Source organism: Thalassobaculum fulvum (assembly GCF_014652915.1).
Lineage (GTDB): Bacteria > Pseudomonadota > Alphaproteobacteria > Thalassobaculales > Thalassobaculaceae > Thalassobaculum_A > Thalassobaculum_A fulvum.
Genome location: NZ_BMZS01000016.1, coordinates 23,546 through 47,963, shown reverse-complemented (window position 1 = coordinate 47,963; position 24,418 = coordinate 23,546). Strand labels below are relative to the sequence as shown.

Below are 24,418 nucleotides of genomic sequence, written 5' to 3'. Positions count from 1 at the left end.
TCCGGCGGCGAGCCTAGCGGCGACGGCCCGATCCCGCCAAGCTGGGATCGAGCCCCGTCACTCGTTTCCGGAGGAATGCCGATGGCCGGTACCGACGACCCGATGACCCGCCCGCGCTATGTCGGGCTGCCGACCTTCATGCGCGCGCCCTATGCCGAGGCCGACTGGTCGGACGTCGACATCGGCCTGGTCGGGGTGCCGTATGACGGCGGCGTCACCAACCGGCCGGGGGCCCGGCACGGCCCGCGCGAAGTGCGCAACCAGTCGAGCCTGATGCGCCGGATCAACCAGGCGACCGGGGTGTGTCCCTACGAGCTGGCGCGGGTCGCCGACATTGGCGACGCGGTGGTCGAGCGGCCGTTCGAGCTGACCGGGGCGCACGACCAGATCCAGGCGTTCTACGAGCGCGTGGCGGCGGCCGGGGTGCTGCCGCTCAGCGTCGGCGGCGACCATTCGGTCAGCCTGCCGATCCTGCGGGTGCTGGGGCGCGGCCGGCCGGTCGGCATGGTCCACATCGATGCCCATTGCGACACCGGCGACGACTATCTCGGTTCGCGCTTCCACCATGGCGCGCCGTTCCGGCGGGCGGTCGAGGAGGGCGTGCTGGACCCGAAGCGCACCATCCAGATCGGCATCCGCGGCGGCATCAACGATCGCGACGTCTGGGGCTTCAGCCACGACTCCGGCATGCGCGTGGTGTACATGCACGAGATCCCGGCGCTCGGGATCGACGGGGTGATCGCCGAGGCCCGGCGCGTGGTCGGCGACGGCCCGACCTACCTGTCCTTCGACATCGACAGCATCGACCCGGCGTTCGCGCCCGGCACCGGCACGCCGGAGATCGGCGGCCTGACCTCGTTCGAGGCGCAGCGCCTGGTGCGCGGCCTGTCGGGCGTCGACGTGATCGGCGGCGACCTGGTCGAGGTGTCGCCGCCGTTCGACGTCGGCGGCAACACCGCGCTGTTGGGGGCAACCATCCTGTTCGAGTTGCTGTGCGTGACGGCCGAGGCGGTGGCGCGGCGCAGGCACTGAGGCGATTGGGCACGAGGTCGGGCGCAAGACCGGCCCTCGCCGTTCCATAGCCGGCCGGAAGCGGTAGAATATCTGCCGGACTGGACAGCGATTGCGGGAACGGCGGCATGCGACGACTCGCGGCCATCTGGCTGACGGCGGTCCTTCTCGGGATTTCGGGGGCGGCCGGGGCGCAGGGCTCCGGGCCGGTGGCCGATAAGCGCGATGCGATCGCCGTGGTGATCGGCAACCGCCACTACGCCAACGGCATCCCCGAGGTGCGCTACGCCGCCAACGACGCGGCGGCGGTCCGGCGGTTCGTGATCGACGTGCTCGGCTACCGCGACGGCAACGTGATCCAGATGGTGGACGCCAGCCAGGCGGAGATGTTCGCGGTGTTCGGCAACGGCCGGGACCATCGCGGCAAGCTGTGGTCGTGGGTGCGGCCGGGCCGCTCGGACGTGCTGGTGTACTACTCGGGCCACGGCGTGCCGGGGCTGCGCGACCGGCGCGGCTACCTGCTGCCGGTCGACGCCGACCCGGCGACCCCGGAGATCAACGGTTATCCGCTGGACCTGCTGCTGCAGAACCTGGCGAAGATCGACACCCGCTCGACCACGGTGCTGCTCGACGCCTGCTTCTCCGGCAACTCGGCGGCCGGCTGGCTGGTGCGCGCCGCCTCGCCGGTATACGTCAAGACCGCGCCGCCGGCGCCGGTCGCGGGGCTGACCCTGGTAACCGCGGCCCAGGGCGACCAGGTCGCCAGCTGGGACGAGCAGGCGCGGCTCGGGCTGTTCACCCGGCATCTGCTGGACGCGCTGCGCGGTGCCGCCGACCGCGGCCGGGACGGCAACCGCGACGGGGCGGTGACCGTGGCCGAGGTCGAGCGCTACCTCGACGACGAGATGAGCTACGCGGCCCGCCGCCAGTTCCGGCGTGTGCAGAAGGCCAGCGTCTCGGGCGATCCGAAGACCGTGCTGGTGGCGGCCGTGCCGGCGCGCCCTGCGGGCGCCGGTCCGGCGCCATCGGTCACGGCGCCGCCCCCACCGCCGGCCGGTCCGGCGGCGTCGGCCGGGCCGGCGCGCTACGCGCCGCCGGGACGTGACGGGGCGAGGGCGTTGGCCTTCCTCGATCGCCACCGGCCCGCGATCAAGGAGGCGATCCGGGCGTACTACCGCGAACAGGGCAGTGCCTGGGACCACAAGTCGATCGCCGCGTCGCTCGACTTTGCCGAGGACATCGCCTGGTTTCGCGGGCTGGAACTGGTGGCGGTGCGCGACGACGGCATGGACATCCGGGCCTCCTACGCCTGGGTCGGCAACGGCCGCGACGGCGACGCCGTGGCGCTGTTCCGGCTCCGGGTCACGCCGAACGAGCTGGTCGCGGTGAAGATGTGGCGATGACGATGCCTCGGCTGTCGGCGCTCCCGGCCCTGCTCCTGCTGCTGCTCGTGCCGGCAGCGGTGGCGGCGCAGGACGGCTGGGCGGACCGCCTGCACCCGACGGCCGAGGCGCTGTGGCGGCAGGCTGGACCGGCCCGGCGGATCGCCGCACGCCCGGTCCAGGTCGACGTCACCGGCCTGCCGGCCGCGGTGGCCGCCGCGATCGACCGGGCGCTGGTGGAGGCGCTGTTGCGCGCCGCGCCCGCCGCCGGCCGGCTGGTCGACCGCTCCGGGCTGCCCGCCAGCTGGGAGGAGGCCGAGAGCTTCCGGGGGACTTCGAGCGAGGCGCTGCTGCGCGCGGCGGCGGTCGACGCCCTGGTGATTCCGTCGGCGCACGCGACCGCCGACGGAATCGCGGTGTCCGCCACCCTGGTCGCGGTGGCCGGCGGCGACACCGGCCGCCTGCTGGCGGCGGTGCCGGCGGTCGTGCTGCCCGGGGCGGTCGACCGGCTGACCGCCCGGCCGCCGGCGGTTGCCGCCAAGGCCGCCGGCTTCGGGCTGGCCGATTCGCTGCGGCAGGGCCTCGACCCGGGCGCCCGGTTCCGTGCCTCGGTCCGGCTGAGCGGCGAGCGCAGCCCGTTCGGCGACTGGTTCCTCGATCAGGTCGCGGAGCATCTGACCGCGCGGCTCGCCGAACGGCCGCTGTATGTGAGCCGGCCGCTGCGAGACGCCGATGCCGGGGGCCGGCCGGTCGCCCTGCGGCTGGAGGGCGAGGTCTGGGACCACGGCCGGCAGGTCGAGGTGCATCTGCGCGTGATCGCCGGGGCCGCGGAGGCGCGCGCCACCGCGCGGTTGGAGGCCACCGCCCTGCCTGGTCACTTCCTGCCGCTGACGCCGGCGGGCGGCCGCCTGGGCACCGGCTTCCGGATCGCCGACGGTGCCGCCGCCGTCGGGGCCGAGCTGCGGCGCGACGAACTCGCGGTCGCGGCCGAGGCGATCGCCCGCGCTCTGCTGGTCGACGAGGCCCTGGACCGCCGCGAGACGACCCCGCCGGTGGCGCGCAGCCGGTCCGCGGTCGCCGAGGCCTGGCGCCGGCTGGCCGAGGCGGTGCCGTACGAGGAGACCTGGTCCGGAGCGGCCGACGATCGGAACGCGTCGGCCCGCCGCCTGCGGGCCCGCGTCGCCCGACTCGGCGGCCCCGAGGCGCCGGAGCTGTCGGCGACGCTGGAGCGGGCCGTATACCGTCCCGGCGAGCCGCTGCGGGTGCGGGCGACGGTGGCGCGCGGGCGGGCCTTCCTGGCGCTGTACGCCTGGCAGGCCGATGGTACCGTCGTCCGGGTCGCGCCGATCCGGGAGACGGCGCCGGTGGCCGCCGAGGCGGGCCGGCGCATCGAGCTGCCGGGGCCGCGCGACGCCGAGGTCGCGGCGGCGCCGATGCCGGGGGTGAGCGAGAGCCTCGAGGCCCTGGTGGTGGTGGCCAGCGCCGTGCCGTTCGTCCCGGACCGGCTGGCCCCGGCGGCCGGCGGCTCGGCGGATTCCAGCCGTGCCGCCGCGGTGTCGACCGGGGCGTTCCTCGACCGGCTCGCCGGGCTCGACCGGGCGCGGCTGCGGCTGGCGATCCTGCCCTACCGGGCGCGCGCCGGCGGCTGAGCGGCGGCCGGCCGGTACCCTCGTCGGTTGCGGCGAATGCGGTGCCGCCGCAGAATGCTCCTCCCCGTTCCATAGCCTGGGGACAGGCGCCGATGCCTGTCATCACCGGGAGATGGACGATGCCGATGGGATCCGCGATCGCGATGGCCTGCCGCGGGCTGACCTTGGCGCTCGGCGCCTGCTTCCTGATCTCCTGCGCGTCTGCGGCGACCTACGGCCAGGCCGACGACCGGCCCTACGCCACGGCCGAGGGGCCGATCCCGGTGCTGGTGCTGGGCGAGGACCGCGACGTCGACACCCTGCCGCGCCACGATCCGGCGTTCCGCCGGGTGGTCGCCGAGCTGCAGTCGGCGATGGCCCGACGCGGCTTCCGCGTCGTCGACGAGGACGCGATCGCCGCCGGGCTCGGCTGGTCCCGGGCGGCGGGGCGCGACCGGCTCGACCTGCTGGAGGTCGCCCGGCTCGCCAACGCCTCGGAACGGGCGTCCGACCGTGTCCGGGCGGCGGTGCTGTTCCGGATCGAGGGCAGCGTCCGGGACCTCGCCTACACCACGCGGGTCGAACTGCACCTGTCCGGCGAGATCGTCGACGCCGCCAGCAACCGGTTCCTCGGCGCCTTCGACCTGCCGGCCGAGACCGTGTCGACCGCCGGCCGCTGCGTCGCCTATGCCTGCGCGTCGCAGGCGGTGGCGGCCCGGGCCCAGGACCTGGCGACCGAGCTCGGGACGGTGCTGGCCGCCAAGCTGGCGCATCTGGCCCCGCCGGAGCGGGCCGGCCCCCTGACAGCCGGCCCGGCGGCCGCCGCGCTCGACGGCGTCTACACGCTGACCCTGCGCCACCTGGATCCCGGGGACGCGATGGCGATCCTCGACGTCATGACCGACGAGTTTCCCGGCTATCGCAGCCATGCGCTGATCCGGCGCGGCACCGCCCTGCGGCGATACGAGTACGTCACCACCACCGACCCGGCCACGCTGGAGCGCTGGCTGACCCTGCTGCTGGTCGACATGGGGCTGGACCCGGCGGCGGCGGTCGCGCTGTCGGTGCGGCCGGGCACGATCATGATCGAGCGGGTCCTGCCCGCCGGCCCGGCGCAGGCCGCCGGCGGCGGCTGAAGAAAACCGTCCACCGCCTGCCATAGCCGTGCCGGGACCATCCGATACGGGAGGCGACGATGGACGACGGACCGGCCGGCCATGCGATGACCGAAATCGCCCTGGCCCTGGCGATGAGTTTCTTCTGCCTGCTGGTGCTGGCGCTGGTGACCATGGGGGCGTCGGCGCCGGGTGCAGAGGCCGACGCCCGCATCGAGGCGATGGCGGCGGCACCCGCCGGCGGGGCGTCCGAGCCGTTGGCGACGTCCGACCGGCTTGTGGTGTTCCACGGTGGCCGCTTCTTCGACGCCGACCGTCGGCCGCTCGACCCGGCCTCGCTCGATCCGGCCTCGCTCGACCCGATGGCGGCCGGCCAGGGCGGCCGGCTGGTGCTGGCGGTCGATCCCGGCCTGCCGCTGACCGAGGTGCTGGCGGCCCGCCGGCAACTCGCCGGTCGCGACCTGGTGGTGACCCCGCTCGACCGTGCCTGGCTGGCGGCGCTCGGGCCCGGAGCCGGACGATGAGCCCGGCAATGAGGCGATCGGTCGGAATCCTGGCGGTCGTGCTCGCGCTGCTTGCGGCCGGCGACGGCCGGGCGGCGGGTGTACCGGATGCGGGCGACGGCGGCCGTGCGGAGATCCGCCGCATCGTGGTGCAGGAGGCGCTGCGGAGCGAGCGGGTACCGCCGTCGCTGGCGCTGGCGGTCGCCGAGGCCGAGTCGAACTTCGACCCGGGTGCCGAAAGCCGGGCCGGCGCGCGGGGCGTCATGCAGATCATGCCGGCGACCGGGCGCGGCGAGTTCGGGGTCGAGCCGGACGCCTTGTGGCAGCCGCGGCTGAACGTGCAGCTCGGAATCGCCTTCCTCGACCGGCTGATCGGCCGTTACGGCGACCGCTGGGACCTCGCGCTGTCGCACTACAACGGCGGATCGCGCGTCGGCTCCGGCGCGGCGGCACGGGTGATCCCGGCGACCCGCGGCTATGTCGACAAGGTGCTGCGGCTGGAACGCCGCTATGCCCGGGACGAGACCGTGCGCCGGATGGTCGCCGCCGCCGGGGCGCCGCCGGAACGCGTGGGCGCGTCCGAACGATTGCCGGTCAGGGCGGTCGCGGCGGCCCGGCTTGCAGAGGCCGAGGCCGGCACGGTGGACTGGCGTCCGGCCGACCGCCGCCGTCGGTTCCTGGCGCTGGCCGAGCGGGCGCTCGCCGGGGCGGATGCCCGGCATCGCCGGCTCGCTGCCGAGCCCGGCGGCGATCGGCGCGGCTCGGCCGGCATCCTGGCCGGGATCGAGGCCCGCAAGCAGCGGTTCCGGGCCCTGCTGGCGACCCTGCGCGACGGTTAGTGCCGCTGATCGCTGGACGGAAATTCAGCCTCCGGTAGTATCGAGGGGTCGCGATGGGCGTGATGCGGGCGATGGACGGGGTCTCGGCGGAACGGACGGCGATCGAAGGCGGGCGCAGCGCGGCGCTCGAGCAGGCGCTGCGCACGGTCGCCGAGACCGACCTCGGCTCCGGGCCGAAATACCCGGCGCCGGTGGTCCGCGAGCTGACCCGCACGATCTCGACCCGGGCCTACGGCCGGCCTCTGCTGGAATTGATGCACCTGATCCGGATCGCCGAGGCCGCCGGCGGCCGGCACGGCTGGCCGGCCGTCCTGTTCGCCGTTCCGGTCGCCCGGGCCGCCGGGTTCCGCGGTGCGATCCAGCGGGCGGCCGCCGGCTGCCGGGCGTTCGGCAGCGACTTCGAGCTGGTCGAGGACGGAGTCGAGATCGTCTATCCCGACGGGCGGTTCCGGGTCACCTACGGCCGGATGGCGTTCCTGGCGGCGCTGGTTGAGTTCGCCATCACCGCGCTCGGCTGGCGGGCGGTCGACGGGGTGCTGCGGGCCTGGCTGGAAGACCGCTTCGCGCTGCGCGCCACCGGCCCGCACGCCAACGCCCTGGCCCGGCTGCTGTACGATCATCTCAAGGACCACCTGCCGGCGGTCCAGGCGCTGCGCAGCTATCGTCGGCTGACCCGGTTCCTGACGGCGACCCGCGGCGACGGCTTCGGTCTCGACGACCTGGACGACGCCGCGGTGCTGGCGTTCTGGCTCGCCGGCGACGCGGCCGGCGAGGAGCCGGGGGAGGCCCGCACCTTCCGCGGCGCCCTCGAGCAGGTCGCGCGGATGCGGACCGCCATGCGCGCCGGGGCCGAGCGCCGTTCGGTCGACCGGGCCGCCCCGATCGGCGGCGACCGTTCGGCCGGCGAGGTCGACCCCGATACCCTGCTCGGGGTGTTGGAGGCGCATGACGGGCCGGCCGACCCGCTGCGCCTGCTGGCCGCTCCGCCGGCCGCCGCGATCAAGTTCCTGACCGGCCGCGAGACCGAGGCGCTCGACCTGATCGCGGCGCTCGGGCCGCAGGCGCCGGCCCTGCCGCTGTCGGTGCTGCGGGCCGAGACCTTCGGCGCCGCCCAGTCGCGGCTGACCCAGGCGGCCCGCCGGCGGGCCTCACCGACCGAGCTGGCGACGCTCGCCGTCCTGGCCGACTGCGAGAGCTACGCGGAGCGCCTCGACTACTGGCGCCGGCTGGACGGCCAGCTTCGCCGGATCGCCCTGGCGGCGCTGGCGGCGCTGCTCGACGCCGGCCGGGCCGAGGCGGTCGGGGAGGTCCTGGCGCACGCGCCCGGCGCCGACCTGTCGGGATTGCGCGCCGTGGCGGCATCGGACGGCGGGGACCGCGTGGTGTCGCTCGGCGAGCGTGCGCTCGGCGGCGTGCTGGCGGCACTGGCCGACCCGACGGTCGTCGGCGCGTCGGGAGCGTCGTTGGTGGCCGAGGCCAGGTCCGCCCTGCGGGCGGTCAGCCGGCGCGGCTTCAGTGCCGAGGAACGCCGCGATCCGGCCGGCATCGACGGGTTCGCGGTCGGCGCGCCGGCGGTGCGGTCGACGCGCGAGGCGTTGACCAGGGTCCGCCGGGCAGTCGACGCCGTCCTGCCGCCGGACGACCGGCCCGGGCGGTTCGCGGCGGACCGCGCCGTGTTCGCCGGCCGGTTCGCCGAGCTGTACGGGACGGTGCCGTGACCGGCCGCTGGGACCGGCTCGGCCCGGACGGCCACGCCATGGTGGAGGCGGCGTTCGTGGCGCTGGAGACCGCAGCCATGCTTGAGCGTCCGACCGTCGACCGGCCGGCAGCGCCGCGCCTGTCGCCGTCTGCCCTGTGGGCCCACGTGACCGGGGCGGCGCCGGTCCCGCGTGCCGAGCTGGCGGCGGCGCTGCTGGCGGATCCCGGCCTGCGCGAGACCCTGGACGGGCTGATGCAGCGGGCGGCGCTGGCGACCGGACCGCGGGTGGCGGCGGCGTCGACTTCTGACCGGGTGACGGAGCGTGCCGGCGACGGCTTCCGGCTGCGGCTCTTGCCGGCCCGGGGGGACGCGGACCAGACTTGGGTCATGATCGACCTCGACCGGCCCGACCCGGCCCCGTCCCGCCTGACCGTGCTGCCGGCCGAGGGCCTGCCGGAGAGCGTCGCGCTCGCCCCGCCGGTCGACGGCGCGGTGCAGATCCTGGCGGAGACCGCGTCGGCCCTGGTGCGGGGGCTCGCCGACCCGGCATCCACCGTCTTCCTGCATTGACCGGCTTCCCGCATTGACCGGCCGGGTCCAGGTCGTCGTCGCCACCAGCGAGGGCCCGTCGACGGTCCTGCGCGTGACGCCGGAGGACCCGTCCCTGCGTTCGGTCGTCTGCCTCGGCCGCAGCACCACGGTGCTGCCGATCAGCCACGCCTACGACGCGTTCGTGCGGGCGCCCACCGGGGTGGTCGAGCGCGCCGTCGGGCACCGCTCGTTCCGGACCGACGTGTCGGCCCCGATCGACGACGGCGACAGCTGGCAGCTCGCCCTGTACCTGGCACACCGCCTGAAGGCGGCCGGTCGGCTGGCCGAGGACGGCGAGCCGGCGGATCGGGTGCTGTGGGCGACCGGCGCGGTCGACGCCGACCTGGCGGTGCGGCCGGTCGCCCAGGTCGACCAGAAGCTGCGGCGCTCGGCCGGGCTGTTCGCGGCGGAGGGCGCGCGGGTGCTGGCCGTGGTGCCGGCGGACCTGGCCGATGCGCTGGCCGGGCTGCCGGCCGGCGTGCGGCCCCGGCCGGTCGGCACCGTGGCCGAGATCCTCGGCGAGCTCGGGCTCGAACCGCTGTCGAAGCCGACCGGCTCGCGCCGTCTGCGATGGTCGCTGGCCGGCCTGGCGGCGGCGGCCCTGGTGGCGGGGGCGGTCGCCCTGGTGCCACGCCCGCCCGCGCCGCCGGGCGAGCCGGGTCCGGTTCCGCCGACCCCGGCAATGCCGCAACCGGCCTTCGTGCCGTCGACGGTCGACCTCGCCGTGCTGGAGGCCCGGGCGCCGGACGGAACCGCCTGCGGCGCCGGCGAGCAGCTGCTGGCCGTCGATCCCGGCCGGCCGTCGGCGCCCGGCGTGTGTGCGGTGGTCGCCCGGGCGGCGAACGGCGGGGCCGGGACCGGCTTCGTCTGGCTGGTGGCGCTGGCCGAGGGCACGTTCCGCGAGTATGCCACCGGGTCGCGGTCGGTCGAGGCCGCGATCGGAACGCTGGGGCCGGGCGAGGCTGCCGAGGTGCGGGTGTCGGCTCCGTCCTGGGTTCGCCGGCCGGTGACGTTCCGGGTGCTGATGGTACTGGCCGACCGGGAGCTCGAGCAGGTCACGCGCGCGCTCGCCGGGGCCGACGTACTGTCGAGCGGGGATCTCGACCGCCTGACCGGCCAGTTCCTCGACCTCGGGCTCGAGGTCCGGACCCTGCGTCATCGGATTCAGCCGCGGCCGTAGCGGGAAATTCCGCCTCGCCCGTCCATAGCCCTCCCGAAGCATCGTATTCGGGAGGCGAGACATGCCGCGACATCGCACCCTGCCGATCCTGGCCCTGGCAGCGCTGCTGCCGACCGGCCTTGCCGGCTGTCTGGCGCCGCCGCCGGACCTCGAGGGCATCGGCTTCCGCGACGCCCGCTACCGCGAGGCGCAGTCGATGCGCGACTGGCGGGCGTGCCGGGACGAGGGGATGGCGCTGGACCGCGAAGCCGGCCAGGCCGCGACGCCGGCGCGCTACCTGGCGGCGGCGCGGGTGCTGGAGGGCTGCGAGAGCCGGCTCGGCCCGGAGGCCGCGGCGCTGGCGCCGGAGGAGCGGATGCGGGCCTACGCGGTCGCCGTGCAGGCCCGGCTGAAGGGCGGCGACCCGGTCGGGGCCCGGGCCGGGCTGGAGCGGTTTCGGGCGGCATTCCCCGACCGCGACCTGTACTTCGACGACGGCACCTCGTTCCTGGACACCCTGGAGGCGGTCCTGGCGGTCGGAGCCGGCGCCCGGTCGCCCGGCGGGTCGGCGAACGTGACCGGCACGGTCTCGGGCGAGCTGCAGCGCCTGGCGCGCTGGCGGCGCGGCTAGGGGGCGGCCATGCGAACCGTTCTCGTGATCCTGCTTGCGGGCACCTGGACCACCGGCGCCCTGGGGGCCGGCCCGGCCGACGGCGATGCGACCTGGCGGCCGGCCGCCAGCGAACGCCTGGTGCGGCTGCCGGCGGGCTACCTGGAGCGGGCGATCGATCGCGACTTCCAGGGCTCGCCGCTGGCGACGGCGCTCGACGAGACCGGCCGCCAGCTGGCCGACCGCAATGCCGGGCTCGGCGAGCTGCAGGCGGCGGTCGAGGCGGCCGCCGGCGACGAGCGCGACGCCCTGCGGCAGCGGTTCCTGGAGGAGAAGCAGGCCTACCTGCAGCTCATGGGGCGTCGACACGACCTGGAGCGCGAGCGCCTGAAGACCCGGCTGGCACTGTACGAGCGGCTGCTGACCCGGCTGCGGCGCGAGGGTGGGGTGACCGACAACCCGGCGGCGGCGCGGCTGGCCGAGAACCGGCAGGCCGCGCAAAGCCGGTTCGAGGCCTCGGTCGCCAGGGTCGACATGGCCCTGTTCGCCGACGGCGCCGCCGCCGAGAGCCGATATGGCGCCGAGTACCGCCGCCACGCCGAGGCGCTCGGCGAACTGGTCGCGGCGATCAACGCGCACCCGATGAACCGGGCGCCGGAGATCGACGGGCGCAGCGTCGACAAGCGCGAGTTCCTGCGCCACCTCGCCGGGCAGGCCGAGGCCGAGCTGGCGCTGCTCGACCAGCAGGACCTGGTGCTCGCCTACATGGCCAAGCTGGTGGCGCTGGACGCCATGGCGATGGCCGACGAGGTCGACGCGCGCGAGGCCGAGACCGCCGGCCGCCCGGAGACGCGGGACGTCAGCGCCGCCGTCGGCTTCTTCGTTGCCCCGAACTGAGCCCGGACAAGGAGAGCCGTGATGCGATCCGTCGTTTCCGCCACCTTCGCCGTTCTGCTGCTGGCGCCCCTGCCGGCGGTCTCCGGCCCGCTCGAGAACCTGGAGCGCGAGCGCGCGGCGCTGCTGACGACGCTGCTGGACCCGGCGCTCGATCCCGACGGCCGGCAGGAGCGGGCCGGCCCGGCGCTGCGCCGGCTGGTCGATCTGGAGCGCATCGTGCTGCGCGACCCGCGTGCGGCGGCCGGGGCCGGCGCGCTCGCCAACCGGGCGTTCGCCGACTACGACCTGACCTTCCTGGCCCACGCCTCGGTCGAGCGCGGGGTGTCGCCCCTCGACCTCTGGCTCGACCGGCTCGGCCTGTCCAGCGACCGGTTGCTGGCGGCGCGGATCGGCCTGCGGTGACCGCCGTGGCGACGCTCCCGCACCCGGACCGGCCCCCGCATCTGCACCTGCGGTCGACGTCGGTCGACGCCGCCCAGGCGCTCGGCCTGCTGCTCGGCGCGGTCGTGCTGGTCCTGGCCGGCAGCCGCCTGCTGCTCGACCTGCCGCCCGGACAGGCGGTGTCGCGGGCGGTGGCCGTCGTCGGTCCGGTGTTCCCGGCACTGTTCGCGGCCCTGGTCGTGCTGGCCGCCGCCGCGGCGCTGCGGCTGGCGCGCGACCCGGCCGACCGGCGCTGGCGCCAGCTCGGCCTGCAGGCGGCCTCCGGCATCGCGACCATCGCCCTGACCTTCACCCTGCTCGGCATCAGCCTCGGCATCGGCGGTCTCGCCGACCGGCCGCTGACCCCGGACAGCGTGCAGGCGGTGATCGGCGAGCTGACCGGCCGGTTCGCGCTGGCCTTCGCGACCACCGTGGTCGGCCTGCCGGCGGCTGCCGGGCTGCGTGCCCTGGTCCTGGTGCTGGCGGACCGGGGGGGCCGGCCATGAGGTGGATCCTGTTCGACCTGGTGGTGGGCGCCGCCCTGGTCTGGCTGGTGTGGGACGGCCGGAACCCCGACCCCCTTCCGTCCGTCCGCGCCGCGGCGGCTCCGGCGATACCCCCCGTGTTGCCGGAGCCGTCCGTCGGGACTGGTCCGACCGCTGCCGTGATGCCGGCTCCGCTGCCGACCCCGGAACCGTCTGCCGAGTCGGTGTCGGGAACGCCGGCACCCGACGGGCCGGTCGCGGATGTGCCGGCCGCCGAAGCGCCGGTCGACCGCCGGCGGCGGCTGCAGGCGCTGGCCCGCGAGGCCGAGACGCTGTTCCTGCGCGGGCAGGAGTAGCCGATGGCCGGGGCGATGCGCACCATCCTGCCGCCGCTGCTGCTGGCGGCGGCGTTGCTGGCGGTACTGACGATGCCCGAACCTCGCCCGACGCCGGTGACCGAGCGGCCGGACGAGACGCCGCCGTCGTCCTCCGGCGCGGCGCCGGCGGTCCGGCTGCGGACCGTGGCGCTGCCGCCGCCGCCGCGTCCGGTCCGGCAGCCCGGGCCGCCGGCCCGTGTGCACCACGCTGAGGAGCCGATGGCCCTTCCGGAACCGTCGCCCGTCGTCCCGACCGCGGCTGATGCCGGGCGCGGCCGCCTGCTGCTCGACCGGGTCGCGAAGGGCGAGGGGCCGGCCATCGAGATCGCCTGGCCGGACGATCCGGCGGCACGCCGGGAGCTGGTCGGGCATCTCGAACGCTGCGCCGGCTGGCGGATCCTGCTGCTGGTCGAAGACCGGATCTGGCGGTCCGGCGATCCACCGGGCCGGGCGTGGACGCCGACGCGAGCGCAGGCGCCGTCCGGCCTGCTGCGGGATCTCGACGGCCCGGCCGCCGACCGCGCCGCGGTGTCGGCGATCCGGGCCCGCCACGGGCTGTCCGGCGGCCGGCCGGTCGGCGCGGTCGCGCGGTCCTGGGATGCCCGGCTGCTCGGCGGGCTCGGCCGGTTGCTGGGGCCGGGGTGGACCGGATCGGGAGACCTCGGGGCGCGCTACGCGACCGACGGCGGCCGGCTTGCCGTGGTCGATGTCCGGCTCGACGGCCGGGCGGTCCCGGGGCGGGTCGATCTCGGCCCGTTGTCGCGATGCGCGCGCTGATCCTGCTGCTGGGGCTCGCCGCCTGCGCCCCGGCGGCCGGGCCGCGGTCGGGCGGGCTGGAGAGCCGCGGGCTGTGGGCCGATCCGCCGGCCTGCGTGCTGGTGCTGCCGGCGGACACCGCGGCCGAGACCGGCCTGTCGCCCCGGCAGGCCGAGGAAGCGCTCGCCCGCCATCTGGCCGGCCGGTTCGACCGGGTGATCGGCCCGGCGCGGCGCGATGCCCTGATCCGGCGCCTCGGCCTCGTACTGGATCACCCCGGCGACCGCCGGCGCCTCGCCGCGCGCACCGGGTGCCGGCATGCGGCGCTCGCCCGGTTCTGGGGCGGGCGGGGCTGGGGGGTGGTGTGGTCGGAGACCCGGATCGGCGTCGACCTCGCGATCCTTCGGCTGGCGGACGGCGAACACCTGTGGCTGGGACGCGACAGTGCGCGGCGCGGCGACGGCGGGCTGCCGCTGTCGCCGGTGTCGGCCGCGGTCGCCGCCGGGCTGGCGGCCCGGGCGGCGCTCGACCGCGAGACCGCGGCGTCGGTGCTGGACGACGCGCTGCGGTCGCTGCTGCGGGACCTGCCCGATCTGCGGGACGCTCAGGCCTTCGCTTCCAGGAATTCCAGGGTCAGGCCGTTGTCGTCGCGGAAGTAAGCGACCCGGCGGCCGGCGTTCGGGCCCTGGTCGATCACGTAGACATCGCCCAGCAGGTCGAGCCCGTGTTCGGCGGCGACCGCCAGCGCCGCGTCCATGTCGGCGACGTCGAGCGCCAGGTGGGCGAACCCGGCATCGCACGGCCGCGGCGCGTTCGACCCGCGGTCGGTCGGGGCGTGGTACTCGATCAGCTCGACCCGGTGGCTCGGCCCCTGCAGGAACGCGATGGTGACGTCGGCCGCGGGCACCCCGGTGATTGCGGCGATCGCCTCGGGATCGCGCGGGGCTCGCGACAGCAGCTCGAAGCCGAGACCGTCGCGGAACAGGGCGATCGCCCGATCCAGGCTCCGCACGGTGAAGCTGGTGTGGTTGGTTCCGGTCACCCGCACGCTCGCCATCGTCGTGTCCTCCTGCCGCCCTTGCGCCCGCGAAACGAAGCCGGGATCATACCGGCTGTTCTGACGGCTATCGAGGAGCGTCCGTCGGCCCCGTCGCGGGCGCGGCCGGGGACCGGGGCTACGCGTGAACTGGGACGATCTTCGGTATTTCCTGGCGGTGGCGGGAGAGGGCAGCCTGTCCGGGGCGGCCCGGGCGCTGCGGGTCAACCCGGCGACCGTCAGCCGGCACGTCGACGCCCTCGAGGAGCGCTTCGCGGTGCGGCTGTTCGACCGCCGCCAGGACGGCTACGGCCTGACCCCGGCCGGCGAGAAGCTGCTGGCCCGGGCGCGCGGCATCGAATCGGAGATGTTCGCGCTCGGCCGCTCGTTCGACGCCGAGGATCGGGGGCTGGCGGGCACCGTGACCGTCACCGCCACCGAGTCCCTTACCGTGCCGTTCCTGATCCGCAACCTGCCGCTGCTCGAGGAGCGGCACCCCGGCATCCGCCTGCACCTGGTCAACGAGTACCGGATGCTGAACCTGTCGCGGCGGGAGGCCGACGTGGCGATCCGGCTGGCCCGGCCGGACCAGGGCGACCTGTCGATCCGCAAGATCGGCGAGATGGGCTTCGGCCTGTACGCCTCGCCCGCCTACATCGAGGCGTACGGCGCGCCGCAGACCGCCGCCGACCTTCGGAACCACCGGGTGATCGACTGGCTTGACGGGTTCCCGGAGAACGCCACCGTGCTGTGGCTGCGCCGGCAGATCGGCGACACCACGCCGATCTTCTCGACCAATCCGGCGAGCGCGCGCCTGGCCGCCGCCCGGGTCGGTGTCGGCATCGCCCTGGTGCCGTGCATGGTGGCGGAGGGGGTCACCGGCATCGTCCGGCTGCTGCCGGACGAGGTGATCCCCGGCGTCGACCTCTGGCTGCTGGTGCATCGCGATCTGGCGCGCCTCGCCAAGGTCAGGGCGGTGCTCGACTTCATCTACGACCGGGCCCAGGCCGAGGCCGACCGGATCGCCGGCCGCTGCGGCTGACGCGTGCCCCGGAATGTCACGAAACGGTCGGTCCCCGGGAGGGACCGGCGACCGGAAGACGAGGGCCGACGGCTCTCGTCCGACGGGCCTGCGGTTGCGACGGACGCCGTCGGCTTGATAGCTTGTCCGGGCTCGCCACAATCCCGCGGCAGCGTCAACACCGGCAGTTGTGCATATCGTGTGGACAATCGGTTACCTTAAGAGCCGGAGGCAATTCGGACCGAAGTCGCGATGGTTCAAGCGGTTTGGGGTTTGTGCTTTCCGTTCTGTAACCGTTGCCTGTGCTTCGCTTGCTGACACCGAATCGGTTCAAAAATGGTTTTCCACAGTCGCTATCGCCCTCGCTGTGGCCTGGGGCCTCGGGATTTCGCCGCTTCGGGCGGAGACCGTCGACCTGGAACTGGTGTTCGCGGCGGACGGATCGGGCTCGATCGACGACGAGGAACTGCGTCTGCAACGCGACGGATATGCCGCCGCACTTTCGGATCCGAAAGTCCTGGGCGCGATCGCGAGCGGCGTCCACGGACGGATCGCCGTCGCCTATATCGAGTGGGGCGGCCCGGCGAGCCAGCACACCATCGTCGACTGGACGGTGGTCGCCAATGCCGACGACGCGGCGGCCTTCGGCCGCGCGCTGCGCTCGGCGCCGCGGGCGGCCTGGGGCTACAACTCGATCAGCGAGGCCATCGCGTACTCGGCGGACCTGATCCACGGCAACGACATCGACAGCGACCGCAAGGTCATCGACGTGTCCGGCGACGGCCCGCAGATCGGCGGTCGGCCGCTTGACCTGGTCCGCGACTCGGTGGTGGCCGGCGGCGTCACGATCAACGCGCTGGTGGTCGCCAACCGTGGCGGCCACAGCGGACCGATGGGCGAGCCGCTCGACGAGCACTACCGCAACGACGTGATCGGCGGGCTCGGCGCTTTCGTGGTGGTGGCCGACGACGAGCGCGGCTTCACCCGGACCTTGCTCGGCAAGATGATCCGGGAGATCGTCGACCGCAGCCCTACCGGCGCTCCCGGGCGCCGCTTCGCCGAACGGACCGACCGATGACCGACGCCGACACCGACACGCCCGCCACCACCCTCGACGTGCGCGGCCTGAAATGCCCGCTGCCGGTCCTGAAGGCCCGCAAGGCGATCGGCGGCATTCCGGTCGGCGGGCTGCTGGAGGTGCTGGCGACCGATCCGGCGGCGATGCTCGATTTCCGCCACTACGCCCGGCAATCGGGCCATACCCTGGTGAGCGCCGAGGACGGCGAGGTGCTGCGCTTCGTGCTCCGGCGCGAGAGCTAACCGCCGCTTCCCGTCTCGGCCAGTTCCAGGAAGGCCTTGACCGGCGGGTGGTCGCGGCGCTCGTCGAGGCAGGCCACGACCAGCCGCACGTCCGGCCGGCAGTCGAGCCGCACGTCGGCCAGCCGGGGGTCGTTCCCGGCCTCGCCGTCCAGGACGGCGGCGACCCCGAGCCCCGCGGCCACCGCCTCGCGCACCGCCTCGCGGCTGCCGAGCGACAGCCGGACCACCGGGCGGACGCCGGCCGCCGCACAGGCCCGGTCGAGGGCGCGCCGGGTCGCCGAGCCGCCTTCCCGGCCCACCATCGGGGTGCCGTCGAGCTCCGCCGGCCGGACCGACGGCCGTGTGGCCCAGGCATGCCCGACCGGGAGGAGCAGGCGGAGCCCCTGGTCGGACAGCGGGTGCAGATGCAGGCCGGGCCGGGCGTCGGCCTCCAGCGACAGCACCGCGACGTCGACCCGCGAGTCCTCGAGCGCCGCCAGGGTCTCCGGCGCGTTGCCCATGCGGGCCTCGATCCGCACGCCGGGGTAGCGCTCGGCGAACCGGGCCAGGATCGGGATCGCCCCGAACGGTCCGTCGGCGCCGATCCGGAGCGTGCCGAACGCCAGGCCGAGCGCGCCCTGCAGGGTGTCGGCGGCGTCCTGGTACAGCCGCAGCAGCCGGCCGGTGATGCGGTACAGCGCGCGGCCGGCTTCGGTCGGGACCAGGCCGCCGGGACCGCGCTCGAACAGCCTCACGCCGCGGTCCCGCTCGAGGGTCCGGACCTGCACGGTGACGGCCGGCTGGGTCAGGCCGAGACGCCGCGCCGCCTCGGTGACGCTGCCGGTCTCGGCGACCGCGTGGAAGGCCCGCAACTGCTTGTCGGTCGGCGGGGGGATCATGGGCGCCCCCGGGGGGAACGATCGCCCATGGAGGACCAGTCGCCGGCTTTGCCGGCTGGGGACGCGATCTCCTTTTCGGGATCGAGGTCGCTGGTCCGCCCGACCTCGCCGGTATCACAGCACCGCGGGTTTAACAAAGCGTCATCGCTCACGGTTAACAGTCCTAATAGTTATTATGCACAAGGAAAAAATATCAATTCGATTTATGAAGCGACCCGCGCTATCGCTGCCGCGTCATCCGACACAACCCGGCGGAGGCCGACATGGCGGCGCGCGATCCCTACCTGCTCACCCCCGGCCCGGCGACCACCGCGGCCGAGACCAAGGCGGCGATGCTGCGCGACTGGGGCTCCTGGGACGGCGACTTCAAGGCCATCACCGCGCGGGTTCGGGCCCGGCTGCTGGAGGTCGCCGAGGCCGGCGACGCCTACACCTGCGTGCCGATCCAGGGCAGCGGCACCTTCGCGGTCGAGGCGACGCTCGGCACCCTGGTCCCGCGCGAGGGCAAGGCGCTGGTCCTGGCCAACGGCGCCTACGGCAAGCGGGCCGCCGAGACCTTGGCCCGGATCGGCCGCGACTTCGAGGTCTACGCGACCACCGAGGACACCCCGCCCGACCCGGCCGAGCTCGACCGCATCCTGGCGGCCGACCCGGCGATCGGCCACGTGCTGCTGGTGCACTGCGAGACCACCTCGGGGATCCTCAACCCGCTGGAACCGGTCGCCCGCGTGGTCGAGGCGCGCGGCCGCAGCCTGATCCTGGACGCCATGAGCACCTTCGGCGCCCTGCCGATCGCGACCTCGACCCTCGGTCTGGCGGCGGTGATCGCCTCGGCCAACAAGTGCCTTGAGGGCGTGCCTGGCATGGGCTTCGTGATCGCCCGCAAGGCCGACCTGCAGGCCGCCACCGGCAACGCCCACTCGCTGTCGCTCGACCTCGCCGACCAGTGGACCTACATGGAGAAAAGCGGGCAGTGGCGCTTCACCCCGCCGACCCACGTGGTGGCGGCGCTCGGGGTGGCGCTCGACCTGCACGCGGCCGAGGGCGGCACCCCGGCGCGCGGCGGGCGCTATGCCGCCAACCACCGGGCGGTGGTCGACGGGCTGCGCGGGCTCGGCATCGAGCCGCTGATCCCGGACGTCCTGCAGTCGCCGATCATCGTCACCTTCCGCTGCCCGGACGATCCGGCGTTCGCGTTCCAGCCGTTCTACGACCGGCTGAAGGCCGAGGGCTTCATCATCTATCCGGGCAAGATGACGGCGGCCGAGACCTTCCGGATCGGCTGCATCGGCACTCTGACGCCGGAAATCATGGGCGAGGTGGTCGCCGCGGTCGGGCGGGCGCTCGACGCGCTCGGCGTCGCCCGCCGCAACGCCGCCTGACCGGGAAAGAGCAATGGGCAAGACCGACAACGCCGTCGAGGCGGTGATCTTCGACTGGGCCGGCACCGTGGTCGACTACGGCAGCCGGGCGCCGGCCGGAGCGTTCGTCGAGGTGTTCCGCCGCCACGGCGTGGAGATCTCGATCCCGGAGGCGCGCGGCCCGATGGGCGCCGAGAAGCGCACTCACGTCGCCGAGCTGCTGGCCAATCCGGCGATCGCCGCGCGGTTCGAGAAGGCGCATGGCCACGCCCCCGGCGAGGCCGACATCGACGCGATCTACAGGGACTTCATCCCGCTGCAGATCGGCGTGCTGAAGGACTTCGCCGAGCTGATCCCCGGCACCGCCGAGACCGCGGCGTGGCTGCGCGGCCGCGGCGTGAAGATCGCCGGCAACACCGGCTACAACGCCGAGATGAGCGCCGTGAACGAGACGCTGGCGGCCGGGCAGGGCTACGCCCCCGACGTCTGCGTGGCGGCCAGCGACGTGCCGCGCGGCCGGCCGGCCCCGGACATGGCGCTGAAATGCGCTCTCGACCTCGGAGTCGGCGCGGTCCGGCGCTGCGTGAAGGTCGACGACACTGTCCCCGGCATCCTGGAGGGCCTGAACGCCGGCATGTGGACGGTCGGCGTCACGGTCAGCGGCAACGAGGTCGGGCTGTCGCGCGCCGAGTGGGAAGCGCTGCCGGCGGCCGAGCAGGCGAAACTGCGGGCGGCGGCGACCAGGCGGCTCGCGGAGGCCGGCGCCCACTACGTGATCGACTCGGTGGCCGACCTGCCGGCGGTGATCGAGACCATCGAGCGGCGGCTGGCGGCGGGGGATCGGCCGTAAGGGGGTTAAGTCGAAGGCGATCAGGTCCGGCCGCGGGGGCAGGTGGGCCGGAAATAGGTGCACTGTCACCAGAATTGTGTCACCAGAATTGGCCGGTGGACGGCGTACCGGCCTGAACCGACACCGTTGCCAGGCCGCGGCGTGCCCCCGCGCTATGCGGTCGCTTCGGTGAACGCCTTCATGGCCGCCAGCGTCTCGGTGCTGACGGTGTGCTCCATGCCTTCCGCGTCCTGGCGGGCGGTCTCCGGGCTGACCCCCAGCGCCAGCAGGAACTCGGTGACGATCCGATGGCGGCGCCGGCTCTCCTCGGCGAGAACCCGGCCGGTCTCGGTCAGGAACACGGCGCGATAGGGGCGCTGGGTGATCAGCCCTTCCTGGGCCAGACGCTTGAGCATCTTGTTCACGGTCGGTTTGGCGACCCCGAAGCGGGCCGCGATGTCGACCGGCCGCGCCTCGCCGCCGTCGTCGACCAGATCGGCGATCAGTTCCACGTAATCCTCGACGAGTTCGTTGCGCCGGGCTTCGCGCACATGCCGGAACGCCGTGGCCTGAACCTCGACCGGCGCGAGCCCGTTCGTGGCGGCAGGCTCGGGGTCCTCTGGGCCGGAGCGCTGGGGCTGAACGGGCATCTCGGTCTCTCGATCTTCATAAGTTAGATAAGACTAACTTAGGTATCGTGCGTTTACAAGAAGGCCTGGACCCCGGTCCCGTCGGTTCCCGGCCACGATGTTACCTATTGCTAACTTCTGGACAGCGACCTAAGTGTTGTCGAAGCCGCTAAATCGCCGGCGGCAGCGTGTCGTCCCGTCCTGGTTCCGAGATCCGTCCAACCGCGAATGCCCTTCCGAGAGCCCCGATCCTGCAAGGAGACGCCGATGTTCCGCACATTCCTGCGCCTGGCGTTGGCGGGCCTGCTGGCAACCTGCACGGCCACGGCCGCGCTCGCCGCGGGCAAGATGAAGGTGGTCACGACCTTCACGGTGATCGCCGACATGGCCGGCAACGTGGCCGGCGATGCTGCCGAGGTGGTGTCGATCACCAAGCCTGGCGCCGAGATCCACGGCTACGAGCCGACCCCGCAGGACATCGTGCGGGCCAGCGGTGCCGACCTCATCCTGTGGAACGGGCTGAACCTGGAGCGCTGGTTCGAGCAATTCGTCGCCAATCTGGGCGACATCCCCTCGGCGACCCTGAGCGACGGCATCGACCCGATCCCGATCGCGGCCGGCGCCTACGAGGGCAAGCCCAACCCGCACGCCTGGATGGGCCTGGATACCGCGCTGATCTATATCGACAACATTGCCGCGGCCTTCGTCAGGCACGACCCGAAGAACGCCGAGACCTACGCCCGCAACGCCGCCGCCTACAAGGACAGGCTGCGCGCCACCCTGGCGCCGCTGAAGGCGCGCATCGCCCGGATCCCGGAGAGCCAGCGCTGGCTCGTGACGTGCGAGGGGGCGTTCAGCTACCTCGCGCGGGATTTCGCCATGAAGGAGCTGTATCTGTGGCCGATCAACGCCGATCAGATGGGGACGCCGCAGCAGGTCCGCAGCGTGATCGACGGTGTGAAGGCGCACGGCATCCCGGCGGTGTTCTGTGAGAGCACGGTCAACACGGCGCCGGCGAAGCAGGTGGCGCGCGAGACCGGGGCCCGGTACGGCGGCGTCCTGTACGTCGACTCGCTGAGCAGGGCCGACGGGCCGGTCCCGACCTATCTCGACCTTCTGCGAGTCACCGCGCAGACAGTGGCGGACGGGCTGGCGGCCCCCAATTGACGGCAGAGCGTTCCGCTGCCACCTCGATGACGGATCCCGGCGAGACCCCGATGCAGACCGAACCGCAAGCCGCCCTTTCCGCCGACCCGTCGAGCGTCCCCGACGGGGAGGCCGACGGCATCGTGGCCCGCGACCTGTGGGTCACCTATCGCAACGGGCACACGGCCGTGTACGACGCCAGCTTCGCGATCCCGCGCGGCACGGTGACCGCGCTGGTCGGCGTGAACGGCGCCGGCAAGTCGACGATCTTCAAGGCGATCATGGGCTTCGTGCCGGTCGCCCGTGGCAAGATCCGGCTGCTCGGGCGCAGCGTCAAGGAGGCCCTCAGGGACAACCTGGTCGCCTATGTGCCGCAGTCGGAGGAGGTCGACTGGAGCTTCCCGGTGCTGGTCGAGGACGTGGTGATGATGGGGCGCTACGGCCATATGGGCTTCCTGCGCCGGCCGTCGGCACGGGATCGCGAGGCGGTGGACCGCGCGCTCGCCCGCGTGAACATGCAGGCCTACAGGCAGCGGCAGATCGGCGAACTCTCCGGCGGCCAGCGCAAACGGGTGTTCCTGGCCCGCGCGCTCGCCCAGGACGGCCAGGTGATCCTGCTGGACGAACCGTTCACCGGGGTCGACGTCAAGACCGAGGAGCAGATCGTCGCGCTGCTGCGCGAGCTCCGGGCCGAGGGACGGGTGATGCTGGTGTCCACCCACAACCTGGGCTCGGTGCCGGAGTACTGCGACCGGACCGTGCTGGTGAAGGGGACCGTGCTGGCTCAGGGGCCGACCGCCACCACCTTCACCCGCGCCAACCTGGAACGGGCGTTCGGCGGCGTGCTGCGGCATTTCACCCTGGGCGGCGACGCGCTCCACGACGACGACGACGGCCGGGCGGTCACCATCCTGACCGACGACGAGCGGCCGTTCGTGCAGTACGGCGAGCGGACCATGCAGAGCGAGGAGGGCTGATGGGCGCCCTGCTGCTCGAGCCGTTCGGCTACGGCTACATGACCAACGCCATGTGGGTGTCGGCGCTGGTCGGCGGGGTGTGCGCCTTCCTGTCGGCCTACCTCATGCTGAAGGGCTGGTCGCTGATCGGCGACGCGCTGTCCCATTCGGTGGTGCCGGGGGTGGCCGGCGCCTACATCCTCGGCCTGCCGTTCGCCCTCGGCGCCTTCATCGCCGGCGGGCTGGCGGCCGGCGCCATGCTGTTCCTGTCCGAACGATCCGGCCTCAAGGTCGACGTCATCATCGGCCTGATATTCACGTCGTTCTTCGGGCTCGGCCTGTTCATCGTGTCGGTCAACCCGATGTCGGTGAGCGTCCAGACCATCGTCATGGGCAACATCCTCGCGATCAGCCCGGGCGACACGCTGCAGCTGGCGATCATCGGCTTCGTCTCCCTGGCGGTCCTGCTGGCCAAGTGGAAGGACCTCATGGTGACGTTCTTCGACGAGAACCACGCCCGCTCGATCGGGTTGCGGCCGGGCCTGCTCAAGGCGGTGTTCTTCGTGCTGCTGTCGGCCTCGGTGGTGGCGGCGATGCAGACGGTCGGCGCGTTCCTGGTGATCGCCATGGTCGTCACGCCGGGCGCGACCGCCTACCTGCTGTGCGACCGGTTCCCGCGCCTGATCCTGACCTCGGTCGTGATCGGCGCCGCGACCGCGTTCGTCGGCGCCTATGCCAGCTACTTCCTGGACGGGGCCACCGGCGGCATCATCGTCACGCTGCAGACCCTGATCTTCCTGGTCGCCTTCGTCCTGGCCCCGAAGCACGGGCTGCTCGCCGTGCGACGCAAGGCGGCGGCGGCGTTGCGCCGCGGGAGGGTGGCCTCATGATGGAGCTCGACCCGCTGCTCCTGCCGTTCGCGTTCGGCTTCATGCGGAACGCCTTCTACATCTCGATCCTGGTGTCGGTGCCGACGGCCCTGATCTCCTGCTACCTGGTGCTCAAGGGCTGGGCGCTGATGGGCGACTCGGTGAGCCACGCGATCCTGCCGGGCGTCGTGCTGGCCTACATCCTCGGCATCCCCCTGATCGTCGGCGCGTTCGCCGCCGGCATGACCTGCGCGCTCGCCACCGGCTACCTGTCGCACAACAGCCGGGTGAAGCGCGACACCGTGATGGGGGTGGTGTTCTCGGGCATGTTCGCCGTCGGCATCGTGCTCTACGTGTCGATCCGGACCAACATCCACCTGGATCACGTGCTGTTCGGCAACATGCTGGGGGTGGAGCCTCACGAGCTCTGGACCTCCGGCCTGATCTCGCTCGTGGTCTCGACGGCGGTTGCCCTCAAGTGGAAGGACCTGCTGCTGCACAGCTTCGACCCGGCCCAGGCCCAGGCGTCGGGCCTACCGGTCGCCTGGATGCACTACGGGCTGCTGGCGGCGCTGTCGCTGACCATCGTCGCGACCCTGACGGCGGCCGGGCTGATCCTCGCCGTCGGCCTGTTGATCGGCCCCGGTGCCGTCGCGTTCCTGCTGGTCAGGAGCTTCGGGCGGATGCTGCTGGTCGCGGTCGCGGTCTGCATGGCGTCGATGCTGCTCGGCGTCTATCTGAGCTTCTTCCTCGACAGCGCGCCGGCGCCGACCATCGTGCTGATCCTGACCGCGATCTTCGTCGTCGCGTTCGTGCGGCGTCAGGTTCTGACCCGCCGCCGCTCGCAGCAGGCGATACGGGCCGCTACCGGGAACGGCTGACCGTTCGCCGCCGCGGCCCG

Annotated in this window: 28 protein-coding genes; 25 read left to right on the top strand and 3 right to left on the bottom strand. The window is 73.7% G+C overall.

Going from position 1 to position 24,418, the window contains the following annotated elements; genetic code table 11:
- The first annotated feature begins 81 nt into the window (after nt 1-81).
- From speB to IE246_RS26475, 16 genes are all read left to right on the top strand, one after another.
- On the top strand, nt 82-1,032 hold the full coding sequence (gene speB, locus IE246_RS26550) for an agmatinase (RefSeq protein ID WP_229837528.1): 951 nt from the start codon (nt 82-84) through the stop codon (nt 1,030-1,032).
- A gap of 107 nt (nt 1,033-1,139) precedes the next feature.
- Nucleotides 1,140-2,414, top strand: coding sequence for a caspase family protein (locus IE246_RS26545; RefSeq protein WP_189995488.1), 1,275 nt, complete (start codon nt 1,140-1,142; stop codon nt 2,412-2,414).
- Nucleotides 2,411-4,042, top strand: a complete 1,632-nt coding sequence (locus tag IE246_RS26540) for a hypothetical protein (protein ID WP_189995486.1) — start codon at nt 2,411-2,413, stop codon at nt 4,040-4,042. The genes IE246_RS26545 and IE246_RS26540 overlap by 4 nt, the downstream gene beginning before the upstream one ends.
- A gap of 119 nt (nt 4,043-4,161) precedes the next feature.
- Nucleotides 4,162-5,157: a hypothetical protein gene (locus tag IE246_RS26535; protein WP_189995485.1), complete on the top strand. Its 996-nt coding sequence runs from the start codon at nt 4,162-4,164 to the stop codon at nt 5,155-5,157.
- Between the two features lie 59 nt (nt 5,158-5,216).
- Nucleotides 5,217-5,660 (top strand): hypothetical protein, encoded by a 444-nt coding sequence (locus tag IE246_RS26530; protein ID WP_189995483.1) that lies wholly within the window; start codon nt 5,217-5,219, stop codon nt 5,658-5,660.
- A gap of 8 nt (nt 5,661-5,668) precedes the next feature.
- Nucleotides 5,669-6,478 (top strand): lytic transglycosylase domain-containing protein, encoded by an 810-nt coding sequence (locus IE246_RS26525; protein WP_229837527.1) that lies wholly within the window; start codon nt 5,669-5,671, stop codon nt 6,476-6,478.
- A 53-nt stretch (nt 6,479-6,531) separates the two neighbouring features.
- Nucleotides 6,532-8,196, top strand: coding sequence for a hypothetical protein (locus IE246_RS26520; RefSeq protein WP_189995479.1), 1,665 nt, complete (start codon nt 6,532-6,534; stop codon nt 8,194-8,196).
- The gene (locus tag IE246_RS26515) at nt 8,193-8,747 is read left to right on the top strand and encodes a hypothetical protein (protein ID WP_189995477.1); all 555 of its coding nucleotides are present in this window, start codon (nt 8,193-8,195) and stop codon (nt 8,745-8,747) included. Before IE246_RS26520 ends, IE246_RS26515 begins: the two co-directional genes overlap by 4 nt.
- Before the next feature lie 13 nt (nt 8,748-8,760).
- Nucleotides 8,761-9,948, top strand: coding sequence for a hypothetical protein (locus IE246_RS26510; RefSeq protein WP_189995475.1), 1,188 nt, complete (start codon nt 8,761-8,763; stop codon nt 9,946-9,948).
- Between the two features lie 61 nt (nt 9,949-10,009).
- Nucleotides 10,010-10,558 carry a hypothetical protein gene (locus IE246_RS28210; RefSeq protein ID WP_189995473.1) on the top strand — a complete coding sequence of 183 codons (549 nt, stop codon included), beginning with the start codon at nt 10,010-10,012 and terminating at the stop codon, nt 10,556-10,558.
- A 9-nt stretch (nt 10,559-10,567) separates the two neighbouring features.
- Nucleotides 10,568-11,434, top strand: a complete 867-nt coding sequence (locus IE246_RS26500) for a hypothetical protein (protein ID WP_189995471.1) — start codon at nt 10,568-10,570, stop codon at nt 11,432-11,434.
- Between the two features lie 21 nt (nt 11,435-11,455).
- Complete coding sequence (locus tag IE246_RS26495; protein ID WP_189995469.1) at nt 11,456-11,836, top strand: hypothetical protein; 381 nt, start codon at nt 11,456-11,458, stop codon at nt 11,834-11,836.
- 5 nt (nt 11,837-11,841) lie between these two features.
- Nucleotides 11,842-12,360: a hypothetical protein gene (locus IE246_RS26490; RefSeq protein WP_189995467.1), complete on the top strand. Its 519-nt coding sequence runs from the start codon at nt 11,842-11,844 to the stop codon at nt 12,358-12,360.
- The gene (locus tag IE246_RS26485) at nt 12,357-12,695 is read left to right on the top strand and encodes a hypothetical protein (protein ID WP_189995465.1); all 339 of its coding nucleotides are present in this window, start codon (nt 12,357-12,359) and stop codon (nt 12,693-12,695) included. The genes IE246_RS26490 and IE246_RS26485 overlap by 4 nt, the downstream gene beginning before the upstream one ends.
- Nucleotides 12,696-12,698: 3 nt before the next feature.
- Nucleotides 12,699-13,493 (top strand): hypothetical protein, encoded by a 795-nt coding sequence (locus IE246_RS26480; RefSeq protein WP_189995463.1) that lies wholly within the window; start codon nt 12,699-12,701, stop codon nt 13,491-13,493.
- Nucleotides 13,481-14,131, top strand: a complete 651-nt coding sequence (locus IE246_RS26475) for a hypothetical protein (RefSeq protein WP_189995461.1) — start codon at nt 13,481-13,483, stop codon at nt 14,129-14,131. Before IE246_RS26480 ends, IE246_RS26475 begins: the two co-directional genes overlap by 13 nt.
- On the opposite strand, the gene IE246_RS26470 is transcribed toward IE246_RS26475, so the two are convergent.
- A complete protein-coding gene (locus IE246_RS26470) occupies nt 14,077-14,529 on the bottom strand; it encodes a VOC family protein (RefSeq protein WP_189995459.1) in 453 nt (150 codons plus the stop codon). The genes IE246_RS26475 and IE246_RS26470 overlap by 55 nt on opposite strands.
- A 124-nt stretch (nt 14,530-14,653) precedes the next feature.
- Between IE246_RS26470 and IE246_RS26465 the strand changes: the two genes are divergently transcribed.
- The 3 genes from IE246_RS26465 (at nt 14,654) to IE246_RS26455 (ending at nt 16,849) form a co-directional block, all read left to right on the top strand.
- A complete protein-coding gene (locus IE246_RS26465; RefSeq protein ID WP_189995457.1) occupies nt 14,654-15,550 on the top strand; it encodes a LysR family transcriptional regulator in 897 nt (298 codons plus the stop codon).
- 346 nt (nt 15,551-15,896) lie between these two features.
- Nucleotides 15,897-16,607 (top strand): DUF1194 domain-containing protein, encoded by a 711-nt coding sequence (locus IE246_RS26460; RefSeq protein WP_229837526.1) that lies wholly within the window; start codon nt 15,897-15,899, stop codon nt 16,605-16,607.
- Entirely contained in the window at nt 16,604-16,849 is a 246-nt protein-coding gene (locus IE246_RS26455; RefSeq protein WP_189995455.1) for a sulfurtransferase TusA family protein, read from the top strand. The genes IE246_RS26460 and IE246_RS26455 overlap by 4 nt, the downstream gene beginning before the upstream one ends.
- On the opposite strand, the gene IE246_RS26450 is transcribed toward IE246_RS26455, so the two are convergent.
- The gene (locus IE246_RS26450) at nt 16,846-17,727 is read right to left on the bottom strand and encodes a LysR substrate-binding domain-containing protein (protein ID WP_189995453.1); all 882 of its coding nucleotides are present in this window, start codon (nt 17,725-17,727) and stop codon (nt 16,846-16,848) included. The genes IE246_RS26455 and IE246_RS26450 overlap by 4 nt on opposite strands.
- A gap of 263 nt (nt 17,728-17,990) precedes the next feature.
- Between IE246_RS26450 and IE246_RS26445 the strand changes: the two genes are divergently transcribed.
- Complete coding sequence (locus IE246_RS26445; RefSeq protein WP_189995451.1) at nt 17,991-19,109, top strand: 2-aminoethylphosphonate--pyruvate transaminase; 1,119 nt, start codon at nt 17,991-17,993, stop codon at nt 19,107-19,109.
- 13 nt (nt 19,110-19,122) lie between these two features.
- On the top strand, nt 19,123-19,938 hold the full coding sequence (gene phnX / locus IE246_RS26440) for a phosphonoacetaldehyde hydrolase (protein WP_189995449.1): 816 nt from the start codon (nt 19,123-19,125) through the stop codon (nt 19,936-19,938).
- Between the two features lie 152 nt (nt 19,939-20,090).
- Here the strand turns inward: phnX and mntR are convergent, their stop codons facing one another.
- Nucleotides 20,091-20,567 (bottom strand): manganese-binding transcriptional regulator MntR, encoded by a 477-nt coding sequence (mntR, locus tag IE246_RS26435; protein ID WP_189995447.1) that lies wholly within the window; start codon nt 20,565-20,567, stop codon nt 20,091-20,093.
- 246 nt (nt 20,568-20,813) lie between these two features.
- On the opposite strand from mntR, the gene IE246_RS26430 reads away from it, so the two are divergent.
- Genes IE246_RS26430 through IE246_RS26415 form a run of 4 tightly spaced genes read left to right on the top strand, consistent with a single transcriptional unit; the run spans nt 20,814 to nt 24,398 of the window.
- Nucleotides 20,814-21,713, top strand: coding sequence for a metal ABC transporter substrate-binding protein (locus tag IE246_RS26430; RefSeq protein WP_189995445.1), 900 nt, complete (start codon nt 20,814-20,816; stop codon nt 21,711-21,713).
- A gap of 50 nt (nt 21,714-21,763) precedes the next feature.
- Complete coding sequence (locus IE246_RS26425) at nt 21,764-22,669, top strand: manganese/iron ABC transporter ATP-binding protein (protein ID WP_189995443.1); 906 nt, start codon at nt 21,764-21,766, stop codon at nt 22,667-22,669.
- Nucleotides 22,669-23,538 (top strand): metal ABC transporter permease, encoded by an 870-nt coding sequence (locus tag IE246_RS26420; RefSeq protein ID WP_189995441.1) that lies wholly within the window; start codon nt 22,669-22,671, stop codon nt 23,536-23,538. Before IE246_RS26425 ends, IE246_RS26420 begins: the two co-directional genes overlap by 1 nt.
- A complete protein-coding gene (locus tag IE246_RS26415; protein WP_308434502.1) occupies nt 23,535-24,398 on the top strand; it encodes a metal ABC transporter permease in 864 nt (287 codons plus the stop codon). The genes IE246_RS26420 and IE246_RS26415 overlap by 4 nt, the downstream gene beginning before the upstream one ends.
- Nucleotides 24,399-24,418: the final 20 nt, after the last annotated feature.